We start from the raw sequence: 23,483 nt of genomic DNA, 5'->3' as shown, positions 1-23,483 counted from the left end.
ATCGGTCCGAGGTGTAAGCGTGGCAACACGTTCAGCTGACGGATACGAATCGGTCGAGGACTTCTCCTGAATTCACTCCCGGCTTCTTACTCCGTATCTGGTTTTCAGGGTGCATGACCCTGGAAAACATGCATCAAACGTCTGGTGATGATGGCGGAGGGGATCCACTCGTTCCCATCCCGAACACGAAAGTTAAGCCCTCCAGCGCCGATGGTACTTGGGGCTTTCGCCCCCGGGAGAGTAGGACGTCGCCAGGCACTCCAAAAAACAGCCCAAAAAATGGGCTGTTTTTTTGTAATAATTGAGGCATAGGACAAAAATGAAAAACATAATTCATATTACAAGGGGTGAAAGGGAAATAAAAATCTGAAAAGTTTGCTAACAAAAGGGGAAGAAGGCAGGAAGACAAAGACGGATGTCGTATTTACACAAAGGGGGTCAAGATTGGACGACGTTGGAAGGAGGAATGTCAAAACCAATAAGTGTTAGGGGTGAAAGAGAGGCTATTTAGGATGAAGGCGTTTGCTCTCTATGATATAATTGGACTAGTGGGCTAATAGGCCATTCGTTTCAGGGGGGTCCTATCATCCGTGCGATTTCATTGATCCCGAAGCAGTAGTACATTGCAGTAGGTAAAATATTGTTAGATTTCCCACTTATCAATACCAGGAAACGCTCAACGATTTTTATTAAAGGTAGGTGGATGATATGAAACTCACGACAAAAATCTTATGGGGGATTTTGCTCGGTCTTATTGTGGGGTTGGTACTCAATATTTATTTTCCGAGCGTATTTGAAACCTTAAATGGATACCTGTTCGCTCCTGTCGGCGATCTGTTCCTGAAAGCGATCAAAATGATCGTGGTTCCCCTTGTCTTCTTCTCCATCGCCATGGGTGCCGCGGGTGTCGCCGATCCAAAAAAACTGGGCCGCATCGGCGGTAAAACGATTCTGTTATATCTGATGACGACGGCCCTTGCGATTACGATCGCCTTGGTAATGGCCAATGTCCTGAGCCCTGGCGAGGGTGTCAATGTCGGAACTCCGGATGAAAAACCGGATATTGAGACAGCGCCTCCGGTTAAGGAAACGCTGCTGAATATTGTCCCTGAAAACCCGGTGACGGCATTGGCGGAAGGCCAAATGCTTCAGATTATCTTTTTCGCTTTGGTTTTCGGAATTTCCATGGCCCTCCTGGGTAACAAAGTGAACCGGGTTCGTGAGTTCGTGGAACAGGCGAACGAAGTGATGATGAAGTTGGTTCACATATTAATGAAAACGGTACCTTACGCCGCTTTCGCCCTGATGGCCAAGGCGATCGGCGAAGCCGGACTGGAATTGGTCGGATCCATGGCCATGTATATGATCACGCTGTTATTGGCACTCTTGATCCACATGGTAGTGGTCTACGGCTCACTTCTCAAATTCCTGGCCAAATTGAACCCGTTCAGGTTTTTCAAAACGATGGCTCCGGCGATGGAAGTCGCTTTTACCACCAGTAGCAGTGCCGCCACCCTGCCGGTGACGATCGAGCAGGTGGAAAAAGGAATGAAAGTCCCCAGAAGTATCAGCAGTTTCGTTCTTCCCCTCGGAGCGACGATCAACATGGATGGGACGGCGATCATGCAAGGGGTGGCCTCCATTTTTATCGCACAGTTGTACGGGATTGATCTCGGTATTACCCAACAACTGTTAATCATTCTCACGGCCACCTTGGCCTCCATCGGAACCGCCGCTGTCCCCTCTGCAGGGATTGTTATGCTGACGATCGTCTTCCCGACAGTCGGTCTGCCCCTGGAAGGTTTGGGAATCGTACTCGGGGTTGATCGCTTACTCGATATGGCGCGTACCGCAACCAATATCACTGGTGACGCTACCGTGGCCACTGTGGTCGCAAAAACGGAAGGCGAGATCACTTCCGAAGAAAGCGCCAAAACCGCGTAACATGGGAAAATCGTATGGGAACGGAAACCGATACCTGGATGATTTCAGGTATCGGTTTTTTATTGTGCGATGGGTCGTTCTCCCCTTAAAAACGAACGCTAATTTGATAGTAGATAATAATGTTCGCTTTTTGTTGACTGGGGAACAAGGGGCTGTTACACTGAAATTGATGAACGAAGGATGGATGGTTTTCTCATATATGCTCGAGAATAGGGCTTGAGCGTTTCTACCCGGAGACCGTAAATCACCGGACTATGGGAAATACCTTCCGCTTGGGGTGACGTGTGCGGCCCGAACGGCAGGTTTTTCCTGTATTTCCGTTCGGGCTCTATTTATGGCCTCAGGATCGAAATTTTTCGTGAATAGGAGCCGATTCGATGGAGCAAGCACAAGTGGGGATTATTATGGGCAGTACATCGGACTGGCCCACGATGAAGAGGTCAGCCGAAGTGTTGGAAGAATTGGGGATCCCCTATGAAAAACGGGTGGTTTCTGCACACCGGACTCCTGATGAGATGTTTGAATACGCGGAAGGAGCGGCTGATCGAGGACTTCATGCCATTATCGCCGGAGCGGGAGGAGCCGCTCATCTTCCGGGGATGGTGGCCGCCAAAACGGTTTTGCCAGTCATCGGTGTTCCGGTGAAGACATCGACACTCAACGGTGTGGATTCCCTCCTGTCGATTGTACAGATGCCGGGTGGAGTACCGGTAGCCACGGTATCCATCGGGGAAGCGGGCGCTGTCAATGCCGGCCTGCTGGCGGCGGAAATGTTGGGTATCAAAGATCCGGAAGTACGGCAGCGCCTTCAGCAGAGACGGGAGGAGATTCGCCAGCGCGTTTTGGAAAAAGTGGAACCGGGGGTGTAAGTATGACAGTTGCAACTGTGACCGAAGGGAAAAAAACGATTCTACCGGGCAGTACCGTCGGAATCCTGGGCGGTGGCCAATTGGGGCGGATGGTCGCCTTGGAAGGTAAGCGGATGGGTTACCGTTTTGTCACCCTGGATCCTTCGGAGAACTGTTCCGGCGGACAGGCGGCTGACCGCCATCTCGCCGCCGGGTACGACGACTGGGAAGCGGCGGAGCGTTTAGCGGAAGCCTCCGACGTGATTACCTATGAATTTGAAAATGTGGATTTGGCTATTGTAGACCGTTTGCGGGAACGGACATATCTCCCCCAGGGAAGCCGTCTCCTCCATGTCACCCGGCACCGCGCCAGGGAAAAGCGCGCTTTGGAGCAAGCCGGTCTTCCGGTGACACCTTACCTCGTTGTTCAATCCCGTGAAGAGTTGTTACAGGGACTGAAGAATCTGGGTGCTCCTTGTGTGCTGAAGACGGTTACGGGGGGTTATGATGGAAAAGGGCAATGGATGATCCGCAGTCGTGAAGAAGGGGCCGCTTTTGAGGATTGGAACGAAGGGGAGACGCGAATTCTGGAACAATTTGTCCCCTTTGTCAAAGAGATTTCTGTCATCGCCGCCCGCTCCTCACAAGGGGAGGTTCGAACGTTTACTCCGGTGGAGAACATTCATCGCAATCATATTCTTCATCTTACTCTCGCTCCGGCTCCCGTTGAAGAAAGCGTTCTGCGGAAAGCCGAAGCATTGGCCCGGCAGGTGGCGGACCAGTTGGATGTTGTCGGCTTAATCGCCGTAGAGATGTTTCTGTTGGAAGATGGTCATCTTTTGATCAACGAACTGGCTCCACGTCCCCATAATTCGGGGCATTTCAGTTATGACGCTTGCGCTACCTCTCAGTTTGAACAACACTTGCGGGCGATTTGCGGACTTCCTCTGGGCTCTCCCCGTCAGCTGACGCCGGCGGTGATGGTCAATGTGCTCGGGGAGCATGTTGAACCCCTCCTGCAATGCGTTCCCCGGTTACCGTCGTCGGCAAAAGTCCATCTCTACGGAAAAGAGGGATGTAAACCCGGGCGGAAGATGGGGCATGTCACGGTGTTGGGCGAATCCGTTTCCGAAGCGATGGAGACTATCCGCAGGATGGAAATTTGGCCGGAGTAAAAGTGGATCCTAGTGCCCCATCTGGTAACCAAGTTGGGAGGGTGGTAGGCCGGCGTAGATCCTTTGCACTCAGGAGAGCACAAGTCTCGCCAAGGTCGTTCCGCTTCCCGGTCTCACTATGCGTTTTTTGCAAGAGATCGGAGACGGCCTACCAGCCCGACCACCCCCAGCAAGGGATCAAACCAATCAAAGTTTCCTGAAGGGGCACTAGAAGTGCTTGGAACGAATTTAATCGCAGCTTCTAGAGTGTGCCTGGTCAAGCACCGAAAGCAGCTGGGCGCCGATATTCAGTGTAGCGACCTTTTCACTCATTCCAGTACAAGTCTTGCCTCGCTCACTCCCTTTCCGGGTCTCGCTATGCCCGACAATCGAGCGGAGTTTTTGGAGGACCGAACCGTTTAGCGGCCACACATGTCATTTTCTCATGAATGCGGGTTCGGTCCGGAGAAAAGGTCGCGGACCGTTTACGATTTGCGGGAGAGCAAGCCGGTGCGGAGTCGGAAATCGGCACTCGTACCCAGCTAACCAATCACGATTGTTTATGACCAGATACGCTTTAGTAGAACAAGGAGTGGAACACAATGATCGAGCGATACACACGACCGGAGATGGGAGCCGTCTGGACGGATGAAAACCGGTATCGGGCATGGTTGGAAGTCGAAATCCTTGCCTGTGAGGCATGGGCCGAGATGGGTGTGATTCCCCGGGAAGACGTGACCCGAATCCGGGAAAAGGCTCGGATTGATGTACAGCGGATCCTGGAAATTGAAGAGGAGACCCGGCACGACGTCGTAGCCTTTACCCGGGCCGTGGCGGAAACACTGGGCCCGGAATCCAAATGGGTGCATTACGGCCTGACGTCGACGGATGTGGTGGATACCGCTCAGTCCTACCTGTTGAAACAGGCCAATCAGATTCTGCTGCGAGATGTGGACCGGTTTCTCGATATTCTCAAGGAAAAAGCTCTGCAATATAAAGATACGGTCATGATGGGGCGAACCCACGGAGTTCACGCCGAACCCACCACTTTCGGCTTAAAAATGGCATTATGGTATGCGGAGATGAAGCGGAATAAAGAACGGCTGGAACGGGCGGCGGAAACCGTTGCCGTGGGGAAAATCTCCGGAGCTGTCGGCACTTACGCCAATATCGATCCCTTCGTGGAGAAATATGTGTGTCGGAAGTTAGGGCTTTCTCCGGCACCGATCTCCACTCAGACACTCCAGCGGGATCGCCACGCCGAGTACATGTCCGCTCTGACGTTGGTGGCCACCTCATTGGAGAAATTTGCTGTCGAGATCCGCGGACTGCAAAAAAGCGAAACCCGTGAAGTGGAAGAAGCCTTCGGCAAAGGGCAAAAGGGCTCTTCCGCCATGCCCCACAAACGAAACCCCGTCGGTTCGGAAAACATCACCGGTTTATCACGGGTGGTTCGGGGTCACATGGTGACGGCCTTTGAAAATGTCCCCCTGTGGCACGAGCGGGATATCTCCCACTCTTCGGCGGAACGGGTAATCCTGCCGGATACGACTATATTGCTCAACTATATGCTGAACCGATTGGCTCATATCGTCAAAAACTTGACGGTCTTCCCGGAAAACATGAAACGGAATATGGAACGGACTTACGGATTGATCTACTCCCAGCGAGTTCTGCTCACCCTGATCGATAAAGGCTTGAAGCGGGAAACGGCCTATGATCGGGTGCAGAAGCTGGCGATGCAAGCCTGGGAAGAGGGTCGGTCCTTCCGGGAGCTGGTGGAACAGGATGATGCGATTACAGGAACCCTGTCCACTAAAGAAATCGCCGACTGCTTCGATTATCGGTACCACTTGAAACGGGTGGACGGGATTTTTAAACGCCTGGGATTGCTTTGATTCCGGTTTTTAAACCGAAGGAAGGGGAAAAGAGGATGAACCGAGGCGAGATGCTTTACGAAGGCAAGGCAAAAAGGGTTTATCTCACCGATGATCCGGATCGGGTATGGGTGGAATACAAAGATGACGCCACCGCTTTTAACGCGAGGAAAAAAGGAAAGATCACCGGCAAAGGTCAACTGAACAACCAGATCAGCTCCTTCTTCTTTCGGTATCTCCGGGAAAAGGGGATTGAAAACCACTTTCTCGAAACCTTGTCCGATACGGAACAGATCGTGAAAAAAGTGGCCATCCTCCCCGTCGAGGTGGTGGTGCGCAACCGGGCGGCGGGTTCCTTGGCCAGGCGGCTGGGGTTGGAAGAAGGCATTTCTTTTTCCCGACCGGTGGTGGAATTTTACTATAAAGATGATCGACTGGATGATCCTCTCATTAATGAGGATCATATCCGCCTCTTGAATGCGGCGACGGATGATCAGTTGGCGATGATGAGACAGACCGCCCTGAAGGTGAACCGGTTGTTATCGAAGCTGATGGAAGAGCGGGGGATCACCCTGGTGGATTTCAAACTGGAGTTCGGTCTCAACCGTGAGGGTCATTTGCTGCTGGCAGACGAGATTTCCCCGGATACCTGCCGGTTTTGGGAAGCCGCCACCGGCCAAAAGCTGGATAAGGACCGTTTTCGCCGGGATTTGGGGAATGTGGAAAACGCGTATCGCGAAATTTGGAACCGTTTGGGAGGAGAAACCCGTGTATAAAGCGACGATTGTTGTCCGTTTGAAGCCCAGTGTGTTGGATCCCCAGGGAAATGCCGTCAAAGGGTCTCTCCATTCTTTGGGGTTTGAGGATGTGGAAGAAGTACGCATCGGCAAAACGATGGAAGTGTGGCTGGACACTTCTGATTCCGCTCTCGCTTCAGAACGGGTGGAGGCGATGTGTAAAAAACTCTTGGCCAATCCGGTGATCGAAAACTATGAGTACGAGCTGGAGGAGGGAGCGTAATGCGTTTTGCCGTTCCGGTTTTTCCGGGGTCCAATTGCGATGTGGACTGCATCAAGGCGGTGAGGGAAGTACTGGACCGGCCGGTGGATCCCGTATGGCACCTGGAGGGAAAGCTGGATGATTACGATGCGGTGATACTGCCCGGCGGTTTTTCCTACGGTGACTATCTGCGCTCCGGTTCCTTGGCACGGTTTTCTCCGGTGATGGAAGGTGTTTATGAAGCGGCGGAAAAAGGAAAGTGGGTGATCGGTATCTGCAACGGATTCCAGATCTTGCTGGAAGCGGGGCTTCTTCCGGGAGCGATGCGGGTGAACGACCACCTGCAGTTCCGTTGCGACATCCAGAAACTGAGGGTGGAGAACGACCGCCTTCCTTTTACCCAGGATTATGGACGGGAGGAGGAAATCTTTCTGCCCATCGCTCATAAAGAAGGCAACTATTACTGTGATGAGGAAACCCTTTCCCGGCTGGAGCAGAACGGACAGGTTGTGTTTCGTTATATGGGGGAAAATCCGAACGGTTCCGTGGCGGATATCGCGGGAATTGTGAATGAAAAGGGGAATGTTCTCGGTATGATGCCTCATCCGGAGCGGGCGGTTCATGCATGGATGGGTTCCGCCGACGGTGCCAAGCTGTTTACATCGATGCTTCATGACTGGAGGGAGAATGGTGCAGCCTAACCAGACGCAATCGAATACCGTCGCCCACCGGGAACCGACGCCGGAGATGATAGAAAAGCAACAGTTGTATCGGGAGGTCGGTTTGACCGAAGGGGAGTTTCGACAAGTGAAGGGGCACCTGGGACGTCCGCCCAACTGGACGGAGTTGGGAATCTACAGTGTGATGTGGTCGGAACACTGCAGTTACAAAAATTCTAAGCCCTTGCTGCGCCGATTTCCGGCGGAAGGCCCCCGAGTATTGCAGGGCCCCGGGGAAGGTGCCGGTGCGATTGACATCGGCGACGGCCAGGCGGTGGTATTTAAAATCGAGAGTCACAATCACCCCAGTGCGGTGGAACCCTTCCAGGGAGCCGCGACAGGGGTCGGCGGCATCATTCGGGACGTTTTTTCCATGGGGGCCCGTCCGGTGGCTCTGCTCAATTCCCTGCGATTCGGTCCGCTGGAGCAGAACCGGGTGCGGTATCTGTTCGGCCAGGCAGTGGCCGGAATCGCCCATTACGGCAATGTGGTCGGTATTCCCACTGTAGGGGGAGAGGTGGAATTCGATTCCAGCTATGAGGGGAATCCCCTGGTCAATGCCATGTGTGTCGGTGTTCTGGATCACAAAGATTTGCAGAAAGGCGTTGCCTCCGGGATCGGCAATCCGGTTCTCTATGTCGGTGCCAGCACCGGTCGCGACGGGATCCATGGAGCCACCTTCGCTTCCGAGGAGCTGACGGAGAACTCCGAGGAGAAAAGACCGGCGGTACAGGCGGGAGACCCCTTTATGGAAAAATTGTTGTTGGAAGCCTGCCTGGAGTTAGTGAATCAAGGGATCCTCATCGGTGTTCAGGACATGGGCGCCGCCGGCCTCACCTGTTCCAGCGCCGAAATGGCGGCCAAGGGGAACACCGGCATGGATCTGGATCTGGATGCAGTGCCTCAGAGGGAAACGGGCATGACCCCTTATGAAATCCTATTATCGGAATCCCAGGAACGGATGCTTCTGGTGGTGGAAGATGGACGGGAACGTGAAGTGAAAGAGGTGCTGGACAAATGGGGTCTTTCCTCAGCGGTAGTGGGCCGGGTGACCGACAACAGGCGGTACCGGATTTGCCATCGTGGAGAAATCGTGGCGGATATTCCGGTTCACACGTTGGTGGATGATGCACCGGTTCTGCACCGGACGGGAGCTGAGCCCGAATATTACCGTCGTTTTGCCGGGGTTCGCCCGGAAAAACAGATGGACCCGATCCATCCCCAGGAGGCCTTGAAAAGAGTGTTGGCTTCCCCCAACGTAGCCAGTAAGCGCTGGGTGTACCAGCAGTATGATCACATGGTCCGAACCAGCACGGCGGTCCGTCCGGGTTCCGATGCCGCCGTGATCGTCTTGGACGGGTTGGATAAAGCCCTGGCCTTGAGTACCGACGGGAATGGACGGTATGTTTATTTGGATCCGGAACAGGGAGGAGCTATCGCTGTCGCCGAGTCAGCCCGCAATGTGGTCTGCTCCGGAGCGCAACCCGTCGGCATCACCGACTGCCTCAACTTCGGCAGCCCGGAAAAACCGGAGGTTTTTTGGCAGCTGGAAGGGGCGGTCAACGGCATGAGCGCGGCTTGCCGCGAGCTGGAAACTCCAGTGGTCGGAGGAAACGTCAGCCTGTACAACGAGACCCAAGGAGAACCGATCTATCCGACTCCTGTCGTCGGTATGGTCGGATTGGTGGAAAGCCGGAAACACATCACTACCCAATCATGGAAACAAGAAGGGGATACCCTTCTTCTCCTGGGGGAAACCTTTGCGGAACTAGGTGGAAGTGAATGGCAGCAAACGATGAACGGCGAAATTTCCGGCCGGCCGCCGCAGTTGGACCTGTCCAAGGAAAAGCGTCTCCAGAAAACCGTGTTGGAGGCGATCCGGCAAGGGTGGGTGACATCGGCTCATGACCTGTCGGCCGGGGGATTGGCTGTAGCCTTGTCGGAATCCGCGATCGGCGGCGAACAAGGGGCGAATGTGGAACTGGAATCGGATTTAGACGCTTCCGTCTTTTTATTCAGCGAATCGCAGTCCAGGGTTTTGCTTTCTGTCTCCCCCGATGTGGCGGAGGAGGTCGGGAAACTGGCCGCTTCTCATGGAGTACCCTGTACGAACATCGGACGGGTGGGCGGTGAGAAGCTGACGATCCGACTCAATGGATCGACGGCTGTCGAGCTCACGGTGAAGGAATTGAGCGCAATCTGGGAAGGGGCGATACCATGCGCGATGAATCCGTCTTCGACGAACTGAAGGAAGAATGCGGGGTATTCGGTATCGCCGGCCACCCCGATGCCGCAAAGTTGACTTATTATGGACTGCATGCCCTGCAGCACCGGGGGCAGGAGAGCGCCGGAATTGTGGCCACAGACGGAACCGATTTTCATCATCATCGGAGCATGGGATTGGTCAATGAAGTGTTTAATCAGGATATTCTGGATGGGCTGAAGGGCTCGACAGCGATCGGTCATGTCCGTTATTCCACCAGCGGGGAGAGCCTCGTCACCAATGCCCAACCTCTCGTCTTTCACAATGCCGTCGTCGGCCAGCTGGCCCTGGCCACTAACGGTAATCTCGTTCACTCGGAACGGCAGAAACAGGAGCTGGAAGCGGAGGGGGCGGTTTTTCGCACCAGTTCCGACACGGAAGTGATCGCCCATCTGATCGCCCGCTCCACCGCCCATTATTTGGAGGATGCGGTCAAGGAAGCCTTAAACCAGTTGACCGGAGCCTATGCCCTGCTGATTTTGACGAATGACTCCCTGATGGTGGCTCAGGATCCTCATGGTCTGCGACCATTGTCCATGGGGATGTTGGGGGATGCCTATGTTTTTTCCTCTGAGACCTGTGCCTTTGACGTGATCGGTGCGGAAACCCTGCGGGCGGTCAAACCGGGAGAACTGGTTGTGTTGGACGGGTGGGGTCTCCGAACCCAGCGGTTTGCGGATCCGGCTCCCCGATCGGTCTGTTCCTTTGAATATATTTATTTTGCCCGTCCGGATAGTGATATCGACGGGATTAATGTCCACTCCGCCCGCAAGCAGTTGGGGAGACAGTTGTTTGAGGAGGCGCCAGTGAAGGCGGATCTGGTTACCGGGGTTCCGGACTCCAGCACATCGGCGGCGATCGGCTTTGCCGAGGCGGCGGGAATTCCTTACGAACTGGGCTTGATTAAAAATCGGTATGTCGGTCGCACCTTTATTCAGCCCAGTCAGGAATTACGGGAACAAGGGGTCAAAATGAAACTCTCCGCCGTTCGCAAAGTCGTCGAAGGAAAACGGGTTGTCATGATCGACGATTCCATCGTTCGCGGAACCACCAGCCGCCGCATCGTCCGAATGCTGCGGGAGGCGGGGGCGACACAGGTTCATGTGCGGATCAGTTCCCCTCCGGTCAAATACCCCTGCTTTTACGGGATCGATACCGCCGACCGGAAGCAGTTGATCGCCTCCGATCGCTCTGTCGGAGAGATTCGGGAGATCATCGGTGCCGACAGCTTGTCTTTTTTGAGTGAAAAGGGGTTGATCGAAGCGGTGGGACGGCCGCGGGAGACGGAAACCTGCGGGCATTGTCTGGCCTGTTTTAACGGGAATTATCCGACGACCATCGACGAGGAAGAGCCGGTGGCGGTGGAGGGTCGCCGAGGATGAGTGAAGCGTATCGCAAAGCGGGAGTCGACATCGAAGCGGGAAATGAAGCGGTGGAACGCATCAAAGGTCACGTAAAGCGGACAGACCGTCCGGAAGTGATGGGAGGCATCGGAGGGTTCGGAGGGATGTTTTCCCTCTCCTCCTATCGGGATCCGGTTCTGGTGGCGTCGACGGACGGGGTCGGCACCAAACTGAAGCTGGCCTTTGCCCTCGATCGCCATGATACGATCGGAGTGGACTGCGTCGCCATGTGTGTCAACGATTTGGTCGTGCAGGGAGCCGAACCCCTTTTTTTCCTGGATTATCTCGCTACCGGGAAATTGAACCCGAACCAGGTGGAAGCGGTGGTCAAGGGGATCGCCGACGGATGTGAACAGGCGGGTTGCGCTTTGATCGGGGGAGAAACCGCGGAAATGCCCGGCATGTATCCTGCCGGAGAATACGATGTGGCGGGATTCAGTGTCGGTGCCGCGGAACGGGAAAACCTGCTCACCGGGGAGAGAATCGCTCCGGGGGACGTTGTGTTGGGATTGGCTTCCGATGGCCTGCACAGCAACGGGTATTCACTGGCGCGAAAAGTGCTGACGGAAGATCGGCCGGAACGCTTGAGGGAGACGGTTCCCTGGGAAGATCGGACTTGGGGGGACCGACTGCTTGTACCGACCCGCATTTACGTGAAAACGTTCCAGGCCTTAATGAGGAGTTTCGATGTGAAAGGGGGAGCACACATTACCGGCGGTGGATTGATGGAAAACGTCCCCCGCATGTTACCTCCGGGTTGCGGCGTGGAATTGGAGCGGGGCTCCTGGCCGGTGCCAGAGTTGTTCCGTTTTCTGAGCCGAGAGGGTAACCTGAAGACGGATGACATGGTTCGCACCTTCAACATGGGGATCGGTATGGTTCTCTTTTTACCGGAGGACCAGGCTGAAGCGGCACAAACCTTGGCCGGGGAGTTCGGAGAAAAGGCTTTTATCATCGGTCGGATCGTCGAAGGAGACGGCGAGATGACCTGGACCGGGAGGGATTCATTGTGAGCATCGCCGTATTCGCTTCCGGCAGTGGAAGCAATTTCGAAGTTTTAGTGGAAAGATCCCGCCGACAGCATTGGCCGGAACCCATCTCTCTGCTCGTCGTCGACAATCCGCAGGCCGGGGCACTGAAGCGGGCGGACCGTTTGGGTGTTCCCGCCATCAGCTGTCGGCCTTCCGACTATGAAAACAAAGAGGCTTTCGAGAAGGAATTGCTTTCTCTTCTGCGAAAGCGGGGAATTGAATGGATTCTGTTGGCGGGGTATATGCGTCTTCTGGGATCGACCTTGCTTCAGGCGTATCCGTGGCGCATTCTGAACATCCATCCTTCCCTGTTGCCCGCCTTTCAGGGGAAAGATGCTATCGAACGAGCGTTGGACTACGGAGTGCGTTGGAGCGGAGTCACGGTCCATTGGGTGGACGAAGGGATCGATACCGGTCCGATTATCGACCAAAAGCCGGTTCTGGTGGAACCCGAGGACACGGTGGATACCCTTAGAAAAAAGGTACAGTTCGTCGAGCACAATCTATACCCTGCAGTGGTCTATAAATTGCTGACCGGACGGATCCAACCGCCTGATGCACAATCCGCCGAGGAAATCGATTGACCCTTAAAGGAGGATTTTCTTTGAACCGCATTCGACGTGCACTGATCAGTGTTTCCGATAAAACTGGCATCCTGGAACTGGCCACCGAATTATCCAGACAAGGGGTGGAAATCGTATCCACCGGCGGCACCCAACGGGCCTTGAGCGAAGGGGGAATTCCGGTGATCGGGGTGTCCGAACTAACCGGATTTCCGGAGATCCTGGACGGCCGCGTCAAGACGTTGCACCCCCGCATCCACGCCGGGCTTCTGGCGGTTCGGGACAATGAAGGCCACACCCGCCAACTGGAAGAGCGGAAGATTTCTCTCTTCGATCTGGTAGTGGTCAATCTGTATCCCTTTGAGCAAACCGTCGCCCAGCCGGAGGTCCGTTTTGAAGAGGCGATTGAAAATATCGACATCGGTGGTCCGTCCATGGTTCGCGCCGCGGCGAAAAATCACCGGTACGTTACGGTGCTTGTGGATCCCGACGACTACGGCAAAGTGCTGGAACAGGTCAAAGGCGGAGAAGTCAACGAAGAGACCCGGCGGCGGTTGGCCGCGAAAGCGTTCCGTCATACGGCGGCCTATGATGCCCACATCGCCCGCTTTATGAGCGAACAAACCGATGAGCCGTATCCGGAAAAGCTGACCGTCACCTTTGAAAAAGTGCAGGATCTGCGTTACGGGGAAAATCCGCACCAGCCCGCGGCATTCTACCGTCAGAGCCCGGCAACTTCCGGCTCAGTGGCTACAGCGGAACAGCTGCACGGAAAAGAGCTTTCCTACAATAATATCAATGATGCCAATGCCGCATTGGAGATTGTTTCCGATTTTGATGCACCGACGGCTGTCGCCGTCAAGCATATGAATCCCTGCGGTGTCGGAACCGGGACAAATTTGGCCGAAGCTTATCAAAAAGCTTATGAAGCGGATTCGGTTTCGATATTTGGCGGCATTATCGCCGTTAATCGGGTGGTTGATGTGGAAACTGCCCGTCGGATGAAGGACATCTTCCTGGAGATCGTGATGGCTCCGGACTTTGAACCCGGAGCTCTGGAAGTGCTGAAAGCAAAGAAAAATCTGCGGTTGCTCCGAATCGGAAAACAGGATCAGGGAAAGCCCTCCCGCAAGGGGGTTTCCGTTCGGGGCGGACTGCTGGTCCAGGGAGAAGACCGGAAGCAGGTTACCCGGGAGGATTGCGAAGTCGTGACCCGGCGGAAGCCTTCGGAAGAGGAATGGGCACAGCTTCTATTCGCCTGGAAGGTGGTCAAACATGTGAAGTCCAACGCCATCGTCCTGGCTCGGGATAACCGCACTGTCGGAGTTGGCGCGGGACAGATGAACCGGGTGGGTTCCGCCCGGATCGCCATCGAACAGGCGGGTGAAAGTTCCGAGGGTTCGGTGCTTTCCTCTGACGCCTTTTTCCCGATGAAGGATACGGTGGAAGCGGCGGCGGAGGCGGGAATCACCGCTATCATCCAACCCGGCGGTTCGATCCGGGATCGGGAATCCATCGAGGAAGCGGACAAGCACGGAATCGCCATGGTGTTTACCGGTACCCGTCATTTCAAACATTAACGGATCCCTCTCCTTCCGCGTATATATAGAGCACAGAGCGCCGAGGAGGGGTCTCCTGTGCACGTGATTCGCTGGTCTATCATTTTTGTTCTGCTCACGTTATTTCTGATGGGGCTGACGGCGGCCCTGGATTGGTACGAACCTTCCTCCTGGCAATACAGCCTTCGAGTGGCAGGCGGGTTCTATTTTTTGCTGGCCCTGATCGCCAGCGGGATCGTGTCCATTCCTCGCATGCGGATCAGGACAAGAAAATCCGTTCCCCGGGAGGATTGGGCTTTTATCTTTATTGTCGTCACCATCGCATTATTCGGTGTCAGTTTATGGTTCACATAAAGGGTGGCCGGCAGTCGGCTTCCCGGTCCGTACTCGGACAAGCTGTTGGGATGTGTCTGGTTATCCGGATGTCTACCATAGATAGGGAGGGCTGGTGTGGTCGGCGGAGATCCTTTGCGTTCTTTAGCAAAAGATCACAGACGACCACATCGGCCCGGGCACTAAGCTGTGGTTAAAAAGCGGATCAAGGTTGGTTGCACAGGCACTGGATGACTTTATACGACGGAACGGAGGATCTTTGGATGCGTATATTGGTGATCGGCGGCGGGGGCAGAGAGCATGCCCTCATCTGGAAACTGGCACAAAGTCCGCAGGTGAAATCGATCTACTGTGCGCCGGGGAATGGCGGTATTGCGGAAAAGGCGACTTGTGTCCCGATTTCCGCCACGGATGTAAACCGTCTCGTCCGGTTTGCTGAAGAGAAAGCGATCGATCTGACTGTGGTCGGCCCCGAAGCCGCCCTGCTCGCCGGTGTGGTGGATACGCTGGAGGAACGGGGGTTGAAAGTGTTCGGCCCCAATCAAGCGGCGGCTCGGGTGGAAGGAAGTAAACGATATGCTAAAGAACTGATGAAGAAATACGGGGTCCCCACAGGGGATTACCGCGTTTTTTCCGAGGGACGGGAGGCATTGGACTATATCCGCCGCCGGGGAGCGCCGATCGTGATCAAGGCCGACGGTTTGGCCGCCGGCAAAGGGGTTGTCGTTGCTGAAACGCTGGAACAAGCGGAGCAAGCGGTCAAGCGGATGCTTCAAGATAAGGCCTTTGGAGATGCCGGGAAAGAGATTGTGGTTGAAGAGCGCTTGACCGGTCAGGAGATCTCCCTCATGGCCTTTGTCGATGGAGAAACCGTCGTGCCGATGGTTCCTGCCCAGGATCATAAACCTGTCTTCAATGGGGATAAGGGACCCAACACCGGAGGAATGGGGGCCTACTCGCCGGTCCCTCAGATTCCCACGAAGATCGTGGATCAGGCCGTCCAGGAAATCCTGCACCCGATGGCCCGGGGTATGGCCGAGGAGGGTCTTCATTACCGGGGGGTTCTCTATGCCGGGCTGATGGTGACGGAGGAGGGGCCCAAGGTGATTGAGTTCAACGCCCGGTTTGGAGATCCGGAAACCCAGGTGATCTTACCTCGCATGAAAAGCGATTTGGTGGAAATCATTTGGGCCGTCTCCCGGGGACGCCTGTCGGAAACCTCCATTCAATGGAGCGACCAATCGTCGACTTGCGTGGTGATGGCGGCGAAAGGTTATCCCGGTTCTTACAAAAAAGGTGAAACGATTACGGTTCCGGAGCCGACGAGGGACCGGATCATTTTCCACGCTGGAACCGCCCGGCAAGGGGATGCTTTGGTCTCCGCCGGAGGCCGGGTTCTGAATGTCACGTCTCTGGGGGATGATCTGCGCGCCGCCCGTGAAAAGGCGTATCAAACCGTGGATCAAATCGGCTTTGACGGGGCTCACTATCGGACCGATATCGCCTGTAAGGGCTTGAACGTTTAAGACGAAAGATATAACGACCACCCCCTCAAAGGTGCGGGGTGGTATTTCTTATGCACCGTTTCTTTTGAAAAGGGAAACCCGGTTGGACGGGAAAACGTTTTCTTCAACAGCATCGGTTCTCGGCGGCCCCCCTTCCCATCCGCTCTGATACCCAACTGAAATCATCTCTGATAAGGGAAAATAATCCATATAAAAGAAAGGGATGATCCGCCGTTTTTCGTGTTTTACAAAAAAACATCCCCGTTACGGAACGATCATGGTATGATAGGTACGCTGGATCATTGATTCAAAAAGTTTTGAGAGAGGTTTTGGGACCGTTTGTACAAAGTTTAACAAGGGGAGGGGAGTAATTGTCGAAACGGTTGGTCCGTGATATGATGTTAGCATGATCTATTGACTGCAATGTTTTGCAGGGTAAAGAGAGTGATCACCATTAATAATCATCTGGTTTTTTCCTTTTTGCTGGTGGTTCGCAACGAAGAGGATCATATAGAAAAACTATTGGAATCCATTTTAAACCAAGATTTTCCTAGAAAAAAATATGAAGTAATCGTGGTGGATGGGGATTCCACCGATCAAACCCCACAACTGATTGAAACCATTCAGCAGCGCTACCCCAACCGGATCCGGTTTTTATCAAATCCCCGGAGAACGCTGGCGACCGGATGGAATCTCGGAATTTATCATTCCCGCGGGGAGTATGTGATTCGCGTGGATGGACACAGCCAGATTCCGAAAAATTTCCTCTCCAGTACGTATCAGGTGACTCGGAAGGTGCCGGAAGCCTCCTGTGTCGGGGGTATTGTGGAAACAGTGGGAACCGGCTTTTGGGGGGAAGTGAATGCATACGTCTATTCCCATCCCTTTGGAGTGGGGAATTCCAAGTTTCGTACGACAAAGGGAGACTGGGAGGGATATGTGGACACGGTTCCCTACGCCGCTTATAAAAGAGAGGTATTTGAGGAAGTCGGTTATTTTGATGAGCATCTGAAACGGAACGAAGATCTTGAAATGCATGCTCGAATCCGAAATAGCGGCGGTTCCTTTTTTCTGTCCACTGCGATCCGTTCCACTTATTATGTACGGAATACGCTGTCCGCATTCGTCAAAAAATCCTTTGGCGACGGGAAATGGACGATGATGGCCAACAAACGCGGGACCGGTGTTCTGCGTTGGCGCCACCTGATTCCGTTTGCAGTTGTTCTGTTGAGTGCGGTACTGGGGATTGCCTCCTTTTTCAGCCCTGTCGCTTTAACGATCTTCCTCGTACTCATCGGTGCTTATCTTTCGTTATTGGTCTTTTCATCCTGGGGAATCACCAGGCAAAGGGGATGGAAAGCCTTTGCCCCATGTATGCTTTCTTTCCTTCTACTGCATTTCAGCCGCGGGTTCGGCTCCGCCTCAAGCTTTATGAGCAAGCACTACTGGAGGAATGAACGGGTCCATGAACAGCGATACGATAAAAAAATTACCAACATTGCCCGTTGATTCCCGGCGCATTCTCGAATACCGGGCCGTCTGTCAAAAACCGCGTCGGTTTGAAGAGATCTGGTCATGGTATGTATTACGCCGGGTTTCCATCTATGTCACGCTCATTTTGAGTCGAACCCCGATCACACCCAATGGGGTCAGCTGGTTTAGCCTGCTCTTCTTCATCCTGACGGGCTGGCTGATGTTAACGGGTGAACCCTGGGGCTTTCTTCTGGCTGTTGTCGCTTACAACCTGGGATATTTGTGCGATTGTCTGGATGGAGAACTGGCCCGTCTGAAGAAGGTGACCAGTGAAAAAGGGGTGTTTCTCGATACACTGATCCGAGCCCTCAGCATCCCGGTCTTTATCTCCTTTGTTTTGACGCTGATGATGCAGACAAGCGGGGGTCCCCTTTCGCTCTTTGCGGCTTCAGGGATCTACGCGGTGGGGCTCGTTGCCACTTTGGCCCTCTTGGTGCCCCTCTCCTTCAACTTTATCCGGTTGAAGAGCGATGAAAACGATCCGGTTAGCGATATGCGGACCTCTTCCGTCAAGATGGAATGGATCGCCTTTTTGACGGGTATGCCCGGATTTTTTGCCCTTTTGCCTGTGTGTGTCGGGATCGGGGCATGGATGGGAGTTCCCGCCGTTCCGTTTTTGATCATCGTGTTTTTGGCGTCATTAACGTTAAAAACCTTGTTACGGTTGTATCTTACCATATCCAAATTAAAATAGATGACAGCCGGATTAAAATTATGTAAAACCCATATTACAAAAGGGATAAGGAGTGTCGTGAATGAAAGTCGTCATCCTGGCAGCGGGTGTGGGAAGTCGTCTGCGTCCCGAAACCGATGACAAACCGAAGGCGATGATCCGAGTTGAGGATCAACCCCTGGTTCAGTACCAAGTGGACAGTGTACGGAAAGCCGGTTTCAAAGATGAGGACATTTATGTCCTGGGCGGATACAAGATGGAACGGATCCAGGAACACTTCGCGGGAACGAATATCCAATTTATTTACAATCCCTATTATGAATCGATGAACAATATTTACTCGTTCCTGTTAACGAAAGAAATTGGGGATGATTTGCTGTTGATCAACTCCGATGACTTTTTCGATGAACGGCTGATTCCCCTGATTTTGGCCGATTCAGCTTCTACCTCCATTCTTGTGGACACTCACAAGGAGCTGACCGAAGAGTCGATGCGGGTGAAACTGGATCGCGATTGTGTCATTCAGATTAACAAAAAGATGGGACTGACCGAGGCGGACGGGGAATATATCGGGATTTCCAAATTGGCCGGAGCGGAATTGGAGGCCATGTATCGGAAGGCCGCCGCTATGATCGATAACGGTGACACCAAAGCTTGGTATGAAAATGTGTACGAAGCATGCGCGTCCGATCTGGAAATCGTCGGTGTAGACACAAAAGGCTATGCATGGGTGGAGATCGACGATTTCAACGATTTGGAGACGGCCAAGAAGCTGGCTGCTTCCGTCTTGTCCTAAAACGCGGGAGGCGAATGTCTCATGACGAAAAAGGTACACATTCCGGTTCAGTTGATTATCGAACACGGGGCCATTCGAAACCTGAATCAGACCCAGGTGTATGATTGGCTGAAGGATCGCCATGTCCTCCTGGTCAGCGGCAGCGGAAAAACGCGCCTTGTAACGGAGGAAGTGGAAGCGGCGATTCAGGGCCGGGCGGCCCGAGCTGAGGTTTTGTGCTGTAAAGACAACTCATTGGATACGATCAATGAACTGGAACGCCATGTACTGGAGGATCCGCCGGATATCATAATCGGTGTCGGCGGCGGCAAAGCGTTGGATGTTTCCAAAGTGGTGGGCACCCGGAGTAATGTTCCGGTAATCCTGTTTCCGACGGCCATCTCCAGTGACGCGATCTGCTCACCGGTAGCCGTGATCAAGATGATGAGCAAGAGTACCAGTATCGGGGTTAAAATGCCCCAGGCCGTGGTCATTGATTTGGACGTTCTTTCCTCCTGCCCGCCCCGGTTAATGTCGGCGGGAATCGGAGATCTGCTGTCCAATAAGACGGCTTTGTTCGACTGGCGGCTGGCTCACCGGGAAGGCGAAGAGGAGATGAACACATTCGCCAACCTCATGGCCAATAACGCTGTTGAATCCTTTATGAATATCCTGAACCAGCCGGAGCTGAACCGGTCCCGGCTGATGAAAGTGTCGGCGGAAGCGTTGATTATGAGCGGGATCGCCATGTCCATTGCCGGTTCCAGCCGCCCCTGTTCCGGATCGGAACACCTGATCAGCCATGCTTTGGACTACCATTGCGGTGCCAAAGCCCTTCACGGGGAGCAAGTGGCGATTGGTGTGTTGTTGACTCAACATCTGCAGGGCAAGCAAGAGCGGGTGGAACGGCTGGCCCCTTACTATGAGAAGCTGGGCTTGCCTACCCATTACGAGGACTTGGGTTACACCCGGGAGGAGATGCATCGGGCGGTCCGAAAAGCTCCTTCCATGCGGGACCGGTATACCATACTCAACCAATTCGATATGACGGATGAAGAAATCGATCGGTTGTTGGATGAGGTGTACCCCAACGAGGCAAAAAACCGTTACCGCTTAACCGTCGGATAAGGAGTAAACGCTCTATGTTGGCAGAAATGATGAAGTACAAAGAACTACTATACTTTCTCGTGCATAAAGAAGTCCGCATCCGGTACCGGAACTCCCTGTTCGGCTTCTTTTGGACCTTGCTGGAACCCTTGGGTTTGATGGTGATCTACACGATCGTCTTCGGGTATATCCTCAATGTGACAGAAGGCAGAGGAGAAGGGATTCAGCACTATTCCCTCTTTATCCTGTCGGGGTTGATTCCTTGGACGTTCTTTAACAATTCGATGAAGAAGGGGACCAAATCTCTCTCCAGCAACGCCTCTCTGATCAAAAAAGTGTACTTTCCACGGGAGATTTTTCCGGTGACGATGTTGTTGTCCAACCTGGTCAACTTTGTGCCGGCCTTCCTGCTGGTATTCGTAGTTGCGCTGTCCCTGGGGCATCCGATCGATTGGGGACAGCTGGCCATGCTGCCGGCCTTTGTTCTGCTCCAGTCCGTCTTTACACTGGCCTGTGTCTTTTTTGTATCCGTGCTGAACATCTATTACCGTGATGTGGAGTTTATCATCAACCTGGTGTTGCGGGGCTGGATGTATCTCTCCCCCATTATTTATCCGGTCAGCTTCTTGTCACAGAATGAGTCGGATCTGGTACAGCAGTTCGCCGATTTTTATTTTTTAAATCCGATGGCCGTTATGATTTCTTTATACCACGGGATTTTCTATGAAAATCAGATGGTATCGCCGGGATTCATCATTTATACAATCGTATTGTCGCTGGTTCTTCTGTTTTCGTCCTGGGCGATCTTTAAGCGTTTAAACCGCCGTGTAGGGGAAGTGATCTGACGATGGAAGCGATTGTCGTCAAAAACCTGACCAAACATTTTCGAAAAGCCTATGATAAAACGTTAAAAGGCTTTTTCATCTCCTTGGCTAAAAAGGAAAAAAGATACAAGGAGTTTACCGCCTTGGACGATGTCTCCTTTAGCGTTCAACAAGGGGAGTCCTATGCCATTATCGGGAAAAACGGAGCGGGGAAAAGCACGTTGTTCAAGGTTTTGTCAGGGATCATTGCCCCGGACACAGGCAGCATTCAAATCAACGGTAAAGTTGCTCCCTTGATCGAACTGGGGGCCGGGCTCTCCCGGGACTTGACCGGGTCGGAAAACATTCGTCTCAACTGCGCCATTTTTGGATTGAACAAAGGACGGATCAAGGAAGTGTACGATGATATTGTCGCCTTCTCCGAGCTGGAGGAGTTCATCCACACCCCGGTCAAGTTCTACTCCTCCGGTATGAAAGCGCGTCTCGGCTTTTCAATCGCGATTCATATCGATGCGGACATCATCCTGATCGATGAGGTGCTGGCTGTCGGCGACAAGGACTTCAAAAAGAAATGCTATGCCAAAATGGAGGAGTTGAGGGATGCCGGCAAGACTCTGGTCGTTGTCTCTCACAGCTTAAAGCCCCTGAGGAAAATCTGTGATCGGGCCTTGATCCTGGATCAAGGCCGGGTAGCCGATGTCGGGGAGATCGGTGCCATGCTGGACCAATATGAGAATGAAAAGAAACCGAAAAAGAAAAAACAGAAGGGAGCGTGATCTCAGATTGAGTGGGGAAAAACAAAAATTTACCCTGGAGGATGTCCATCAAACCTATAAAAAGAAAGACGCATGGTGGACCGTACTGCTGGTCGACCCTGTAGCCGCCCGTTTGATTCTTCCTACGGCCAACCATACCAATATCACTCCTAACCAGCTTTCCATTTTTTCCTTTATCATCGGAATGACTGCGGCATACTGCTTTTATCTCGGCGACTATACCGCTCTGATTATCGGAGCTCTCCTGTATCACTTGAGCTTTATCATCGATTGCATGGACGGTAAAATTGCTCGATTGAAGGGGACCGGTTCCACATTTGGAATGCTCTTGGATATCAGCTTGGACCATATCCGCGTGGTCATTTGTGGAGCCGCGTTGATATACAGCCAGTTTCGCATGACTGAAGAGATTGCCTACCTGTACTTGGGCTTCGTTTTTCTCTTTGCCTATGGCACTCGCCATATCAATGCTCTGCAACTGTACAAGCTGCGCCGGGAGATGCGGGGTAAAATCCGTAAAGCCCGGAGAAAATTGAAAAAAACCGCCCGATATGCAGGGATTGTCATCGAACCTCCTTCCCAGGAAACGAAACGGGAAGAAGGGGATGATGATCATTCCAATGATGAGGGTGAGGAGGAATCTCTGGACGGGACAAAGAAACAAGCACAACCGGTTGCAAAGGCTCCCGTTAAGGATGCGGAAGATCCCCTGGGGAAAAAGAAGGTGGATCTGCAACAAGAGTTCAAATCCAAATTCAGTACGTATATGAAACTGAGGGAGTTCTTCCTCAACAGGCGGATTCGCATGCACTTATTCAGCGGGATCGAGTTTCAGATGTTCATCTTTGTCCTGGCTCCGATCCTCGGCCTCGTCAAAGAGTCAATCTTCTTTGGTGCTATTCTCTTGCTGGCCTTTGAAGGAACCATCCTTTATAAGATTTGGTTGAGCACCAAGGACTTTGAACGGGAATTTAACAGAATCAAAAAAGCGACGGAAACGATTGAAGCCACTCTTTCCGAAGAAGAAAAAGAAGCCATGGTGACAGGCGCACCGTCCTCCGTCGCCAAATAAGCCGTCCATTTTACGGTGATCGCCCCGGATGTTGGATCCGGGGCTTTTTATGTCAGTCACCCGATCGGTTTACCCCAGTTGCATCGTTTGTTTTTCTCCCTGGATGCTGAGGGCACCGACAGGTACTTCAAACCACCAGGCTCCCTTGATTTTTTTGACGGGAGCGTAGCCCGCCCGCTTTAAGGATCGGGCGATATCCCAGCTGGCCGTGTAGACGAAAGCCGTATTTCCGGCTTCGTCGAATTGGATCACGGTTTCTTTTTCGGCTTCGCTCAGAGTCATGTTTCTCACTCCTTTAAGCTTTGCAGTCCTTGTAACAGAAATCGATCATATGTTCTTTCTATCTTACCATGAACGAAACCTTTTGCCACCTCCTCTTTTTCAAAGAATCCGTTAACGGTTTTAGCGTTGACGGATTCCAGTCCGGCAAAGCAGCCTTTGTTTGTGTAAGGAAGTCCTCTTTTTCCATCTACGGACGGTCCTATTCCAAAAGATTTATGTTTTTGTTTTGCCATATAAAAATCC

23 protein-coding genes, 1 rRNA gene and 1 riboswitch are annotated in these 23,483 nt (G+C 53.1%); of the genes, 22 read left to right on the top strand and 2 right to left on the bottom strand.

What is annotated here, in order from left to right:
• Positions 1 to 140 precede the first annotated feature (140 nt).
• The 22 genes from rrf (at position 141) to CHM34_RS11595 (ending at position 22,958) form a co-directional block, all read left to right on the top strand.
• Positions 141 to 257, top strand: a 5S ribosomal RNA gene (gene rrf, locus CHM34_RS11700).
• A 451-nt stretch (positions 258 to 708) separates the two neighbouring features.
• On the top strand, positions 709 to 1,944 hold the full coding sequence (locus CHM34_RS11695; protein ID WP_094264784.1) for a dicarboxylate/amino acid:cation symporter: 1,236 nt from the start codon (positions 709 to 711) through the stop codon (positions 1,942 to 1,944).
• Between the two features lie 173 nt (positions 1,945 to 2,117).
• A riboswitch (purine riboswitch) is annotated at positions 2,118 to 2,219 on the top strand.
• Between the two features lie 102 nt (positions 2,220 to 2,321).
• Positions 2,322 to 2,813, top strand: coding sequence for a 5-(carboxyamino)imidazole ribonucleotide mutase (gene purE, locus CHM34_RS11690; protein WP_094264783.1), 492 nt, complete (start codon positions 2,322 to 2,324; stop codon positions 2,811 to 2,813).
• Between the two features lie 2 nt (positions 2,814 to 2,815).
• On the top strand, positions 2,816 to 3,967 hold the full coding sequence (gene purK / locus CHM34_RS11685) for a 5-(carboxyamino)imidazole ribonucleotide synthase (protein ID WP_094264782.1): 1,152 nt from the start codon (positions 2,816 to 2,818) through the stop codon (positions 3,965 to 3,967).
• Between the two features lie 581 nt (positions 3,968 to 4,548).
• Entirely contained in the window at positions 4,549 to 5,844 is a 1,296-nt protein-coding gene (gene purB, locus CHM34_RS11680; protein WP_094264781.1) for an adenylosuccinate lyase, read from the top strand.
• Positions 5,845 to 5,879: 35 nt separating this feature from the next.
• The gene (gene purC, locus CHM34_RS11675; protein WP_094264808.1) at positions 5,880 to 6,599 is read left to right on the top strand and encodes a phosphoribosylaminoimidazolesuccinocarboxamide synthase; all 720 of its coding nucleotides are present in this window, start codon (positions 5,880 to 5,882) and stop codon (positions 6,597 to 6,599) included.
• The gene (gene purS, locus CHM34_RS11670) at positions 6,592 to 6,843 is read left to right on the top strand and encodes a phosphoribosylformylglycinamidine synthase subunit PurS (RefSeq protein ID WP_094264780.1); all 252 of its coding nucleotides are present in this window, start codon (positions 6,592 to 6,594) and stop codon (positions 6,841 to 6,843) included. Before purC ends, purS begins: the two co-directional genes overlap by 8 nt.
• Positions 6,843 to 7,523 carry a phosphoribosylformylglycinamidine synthase subunit PurQ gene (gene purQ / locus CHM34_RS11665; RefSeq protein ID WP_094264779.1) on the top strand — a complete coding sequence of 227 codons (681 nt, stop codon included), beginning with the start codon at positions 6,843 to 6,845 and terminating at the stop codon, positions 7,521 to 7,523. Before purS ends, purQ begins: the two co-directional genes overlap by 1 nt.
• Positions 7,510 to 9,789: a phosphoribosylformylglycinamidine synthase subunit PurL gene (gene purL / locus CHM34_RS11660; protein WP_094264778.1), complete on the top strand. Its 2,280-nt coding sequence runs from the start codon at positions 7,510 to 7,512 to the stop codon at positions 9,787 to 9,789. Before purQ ends, purL begins: the two co-directional genes overlap by 14 nt.
• Positions 9,759 to 11,186 (top strand): amidophosphoribosyltransferase, encoded by a 1,428-nt coding sequence (gene purF / locus CHM34_RS11655; RefSeq protein WP_094264777.1) that lies wholly within the window; start codon positions 9,759 to 9,761, stop codon positions 11,184 to 11,186. Before purL ends, purF begins: the two co-directional genes overlap by 31 nt.
• Entirely contained in the window at positions 11,183 to 12,220 is a 1,038-nt protein-coding gene (purM, locus tag CHM34_RS11650; protein ID WP_094264776.1) for a phosphoribosylformylglycinamidine cyclo-ligase, read from the top strand. The genes purF and purM overlap by 4 nt, the downstream gene beginning before the upstream one ends.
• Positions 12,214 to 12,822: a phosphoribosylglycinamide formyltransferase gene (purN, locus tag CHM34_RS11645; protein WP_094264775.1), complete on the top strand. Its 609-nt coding sequence runs from the start codon at positions 12,214 to 12,216 to the stop codon at positions 12,820 to 12,822. The genes purM and purN overlap by 7 nt, the downstream gene beginning before the upstream one ends.
• A 20-nt stretch (positions 12,823 to 12,842) precedes the next feature.
• Positions 12,843 to 14,381, top strand: a complete 1,539-nt coding sequence (purH, locus tag CHM34_RS11640) for a bifunctional phosphoribosylaminoimidazolecarboxamide formyltransferase/IMP cyclohydrolase (protein WP_094264774.1) — start codon at positions 12,843 to 12,845, stop codon at positions 14,379 to 14,381.
• Between the two features lie 57 nt (positions 14,382 to 14,438).
• Positions 14,439 to 14,714, top strand: coding sequence for a hypothetical protein (locus tag CHM34_RS11635; protein WP_094264773.1), 276 nt, complete (start codon positions 14,439 to 14,441; stop codon positions 14,712 to 14,714).
• Positions 14,715 to 14,956: 242 nt separating this feature from the next.
• The gene (gene purD, locus CHM34_RS11630) at positions 14,957 to 16,219 is read left to right on the top strand and encodes a phosphoribosylamine--glycine ligase (protein ID WP_094264772.1); all 1,263 of its coding nucleotides are present in this window, start codon (positions 14,957 to 14,959) and stop codon (positions 16,217 to 16,219) included.
• A 423-nt stretch (positions 16,220 to 16,642) separates the two neighbouring features.
• Entirely contained in the window at positions 16,643 to 17,707 is a 1,065-nt protein-coding gene (locus tag CHM34_RS11625) for a glycosyltransferase family 2 protein (protein WP_240511984.1), read from the top strand.
• Positions 17,664 to 18,425 (top strand): CDP-alcohol phosphatidyltransferase family protein, encoded by a 762-nt coding sequence (locus CHM34_RS11620; RefSeq protein WP_169713708.1) that lies wholly within the window; start codon positions 17,664 to 17,666, stop codon positions 18,423 to 18,425. The genes CHM34_RS11625 and CHM34_RS11620 overlap by 44 nt, the downstream gene beginning before the upstream one ends.
• Positions 18,426 to 18,486: 61 nt before the next feature.
• Positions 18,487 to 19,200: a phosphocholine cytidylyltransferase family protein gene (locus tag CHM34_RS11615; RefSeq protein WP_094264770.1), complete on the top strand. Its 714-nt coding sequence runs from the start codon at positions 18,487 to 18,489 to the stop codon at positions 19,198 to 19,200.
• A gap of 21 nt (positions 19,201 to 19,221) precedes the next feature.
• Complete coding sequence (locus CHM34_RS11610) at positions 19,222 to 20,307, top strand: iron-containing alcohol dehydrogenase family protein (protein ID WP_094264769.1); 1,086 nt, start codon at positions 19,222 to 19,224, stop codon at positions 20,305 to 20,307.
• Between the two features lie 14 nt (positions 20,308 to 20,321).
• Positions 20,322 to 21,131, top strand: coding sequence for an ABC transporter permease (locus CHM34_RS11605; protein WP_094264768.1), 810 nt, complete (start codon positions 20,322 to 20,324; stop codon positions 21,129 to 21,131).
• A 2-nt stretch (positions 21,132 to 21,133) separates the two neighbouring features.
• The gene (locus CHM34_RS11600) at positions 21,134 to 21,886 is read left to right on the top strand and encodes an ABC transporter ATP-binding protein (protein WP_094264767.1); all 753 of its coding nucleotides are present in this window, start codon (positions 21,134 to 21,136) and stop codon (positions 21,884 to 21,886) included.
• A 7-nt stretch (positions 21,887 to 21,893) separates the two neighbouring features.
• Positions 21,894 to 22,958 carry a CDP-alcohol phosphatidyltransferase family protein gene (locus CHM34_RS11595; RefSeq protein ID WP_094264766.1) on the top strand — a complete coding sequence of 355 codons (1,065 nt, stop codon included), beginning with the start codon at positions 21,894 to 21,896 and terminating at the stop codon, positions 22,956 to 22,958.
• 69 nt (positions 22,959 to 23,027) lie between these two features.
• On the opposite strand, the gene CHM34_RS11590 is transcribed toward CHM34_RS11595, so the two are convergent.
• Entirely contained in the window at positions 23,028 to 23,240 is a 213-nt protein-coding gene (locus tag CHM34_RS11590) for a hypothetical protein (protein WP_094264765.1), read from the bottom strand.
• 5 nt (positions 23,241 to 23,245) lie between these two features.
• Positions 23,246 to 23,473, bottom strand: a complete 228-nt coding sequence (locus tag CHM34_RS11585) for a hypothetical protein (protein ID WP_141201697.1) — start codon at positions 23,471 to 23,473, stop codon at positions 23,246 to 23,248.
• Positions 23,474 to 23,483 lie beyond the last annotated feature (10 nt).

This window comes from Paludifilum halophilum (genome assembly GCF_002245355.1).
In the GTDB taxonomy this organism is placed as follows: domain Bacteria; phylum Bacillota; class Bacilli; order Thermoactinomycetales; family DSM-45169; genus Paludifilum; species Paludifilum halophilum.
Note: the sequence above shows the minus strand (reverse complement) of the source record. Positions and strands in the feature narration are given on the sequence as shown.

Bases quoted from the DNA above. Each gene is read 5' to 3' on its own strand.
- CHM34_RS11695 (WP_094264784.1), top strand. From the start codon at position 709: ATGAAACTCACGACAAAAATCTTATGGGGGATTTTGCTCGGTCTTATT.
- purE (WP_094264783.1), top strand. From the start codon at position 2,322: ATGGAGCAAGCACAAGTGGGGATTATTATGGGCAGTACATCGGACTGG.
- purK (WP_094264782.1), top strand. From the start codon at position 2,816: ATGACAGTTGCAACTGTGACCGAAGGGAAAAAAACGATTCTACCGGGC.
- purB (WP_094264781.1), top strand. From the start codon at position 4,549: ATGATCGAGCGATACACACGACCGGAGATGGGAGCCGTCTGGACGGAT.
- purC (WP_094264808.1), top strand. From the start codon at position 5,880: ATGAACCGAGGCGAGATGCTTTACGAAGGCAAGGCAAAAAGGGTTTAT.
- purQ (WP_094264779.1), top strand. From the start codon at position 6,843: ATGCGTTTTGCCGTTCCGGTTTTTCCGGGGTCCAATTGCGATGTGGAC.
- purL (WP_094264778.1), top strand. From the start codon at position 7,510: ATGGTGCAGCCTAACCAGACGCAATCGAATACCGTCGCCCACCGGGAA.
- purF (WP_094264777.1), top strand. From the start codon at position 9,759: ATGCGCGATGAATCCGTCTTCGACGAACTGAAGGAAGAATGCGGGGTA.
- purM (WP_094264776.1), top strand. From the start codon at position 11,183: ATGAGTGAAGCGTATCGCAAAGCGGGAGTCGACATCGAAGCGGGAAAT.
- purD (WP_094264772.1), top strand. From the start codon at position 14,957: ATGCGTATATTGGTGATCGGCGGCGGGGGCAGAGAGCATGCCCTCATC.
- CHM34_RS11620 (WP_169713708.1), top strand. From the start codon at position 17,664: ATGAACAGCGATACGATAAAAAAATTACCAACATTGCCCGTTGATTCC.
- CHM34_RS11615 (WP_094264770.1), top strand. From the start codon at position 18,487: ATGAAAGTCGTCATCCTGGCAGCGGGTGTGGGAAGTCGTCTGCGTCCC.
- CHM34_RS11610 (WP_094264769.1), top strand. From the start codon at position 19,222: ATGACGAAAAAGGTACACATTCCGGTTCAGTTGATTATCGAACACGGG.
- CHM34_RS11605 (WP_094264768.1), top strand. From the start codon at position 20,322: ATGTTGGCAGAAATGATGAAGTACAAAGAACTACTATACTTTCTCGTG.
- CHM34_RS11600 (WP_094264767.1), top strand. From the start codon at position 21,134: ATGGAAGCGATTGTCGTCAAAAACCTGACCAAACATTTTCGAAAAGCC.
- CHM34_RS11590 (WP_094264765.1), bottom strand. From the start codon at position 23,240: ATGACTCTGAGCGAAGCCGAAAAAGAAACCGTGATCCAATTCGACGAA.
- CHM34_RS11585 (WP_141201697.1), bottom strand. From the start codon at position 23,473: ATGGCAAAACAAAAACATAAATCTTTTGGAATAGGACCGTCCGTAGAT.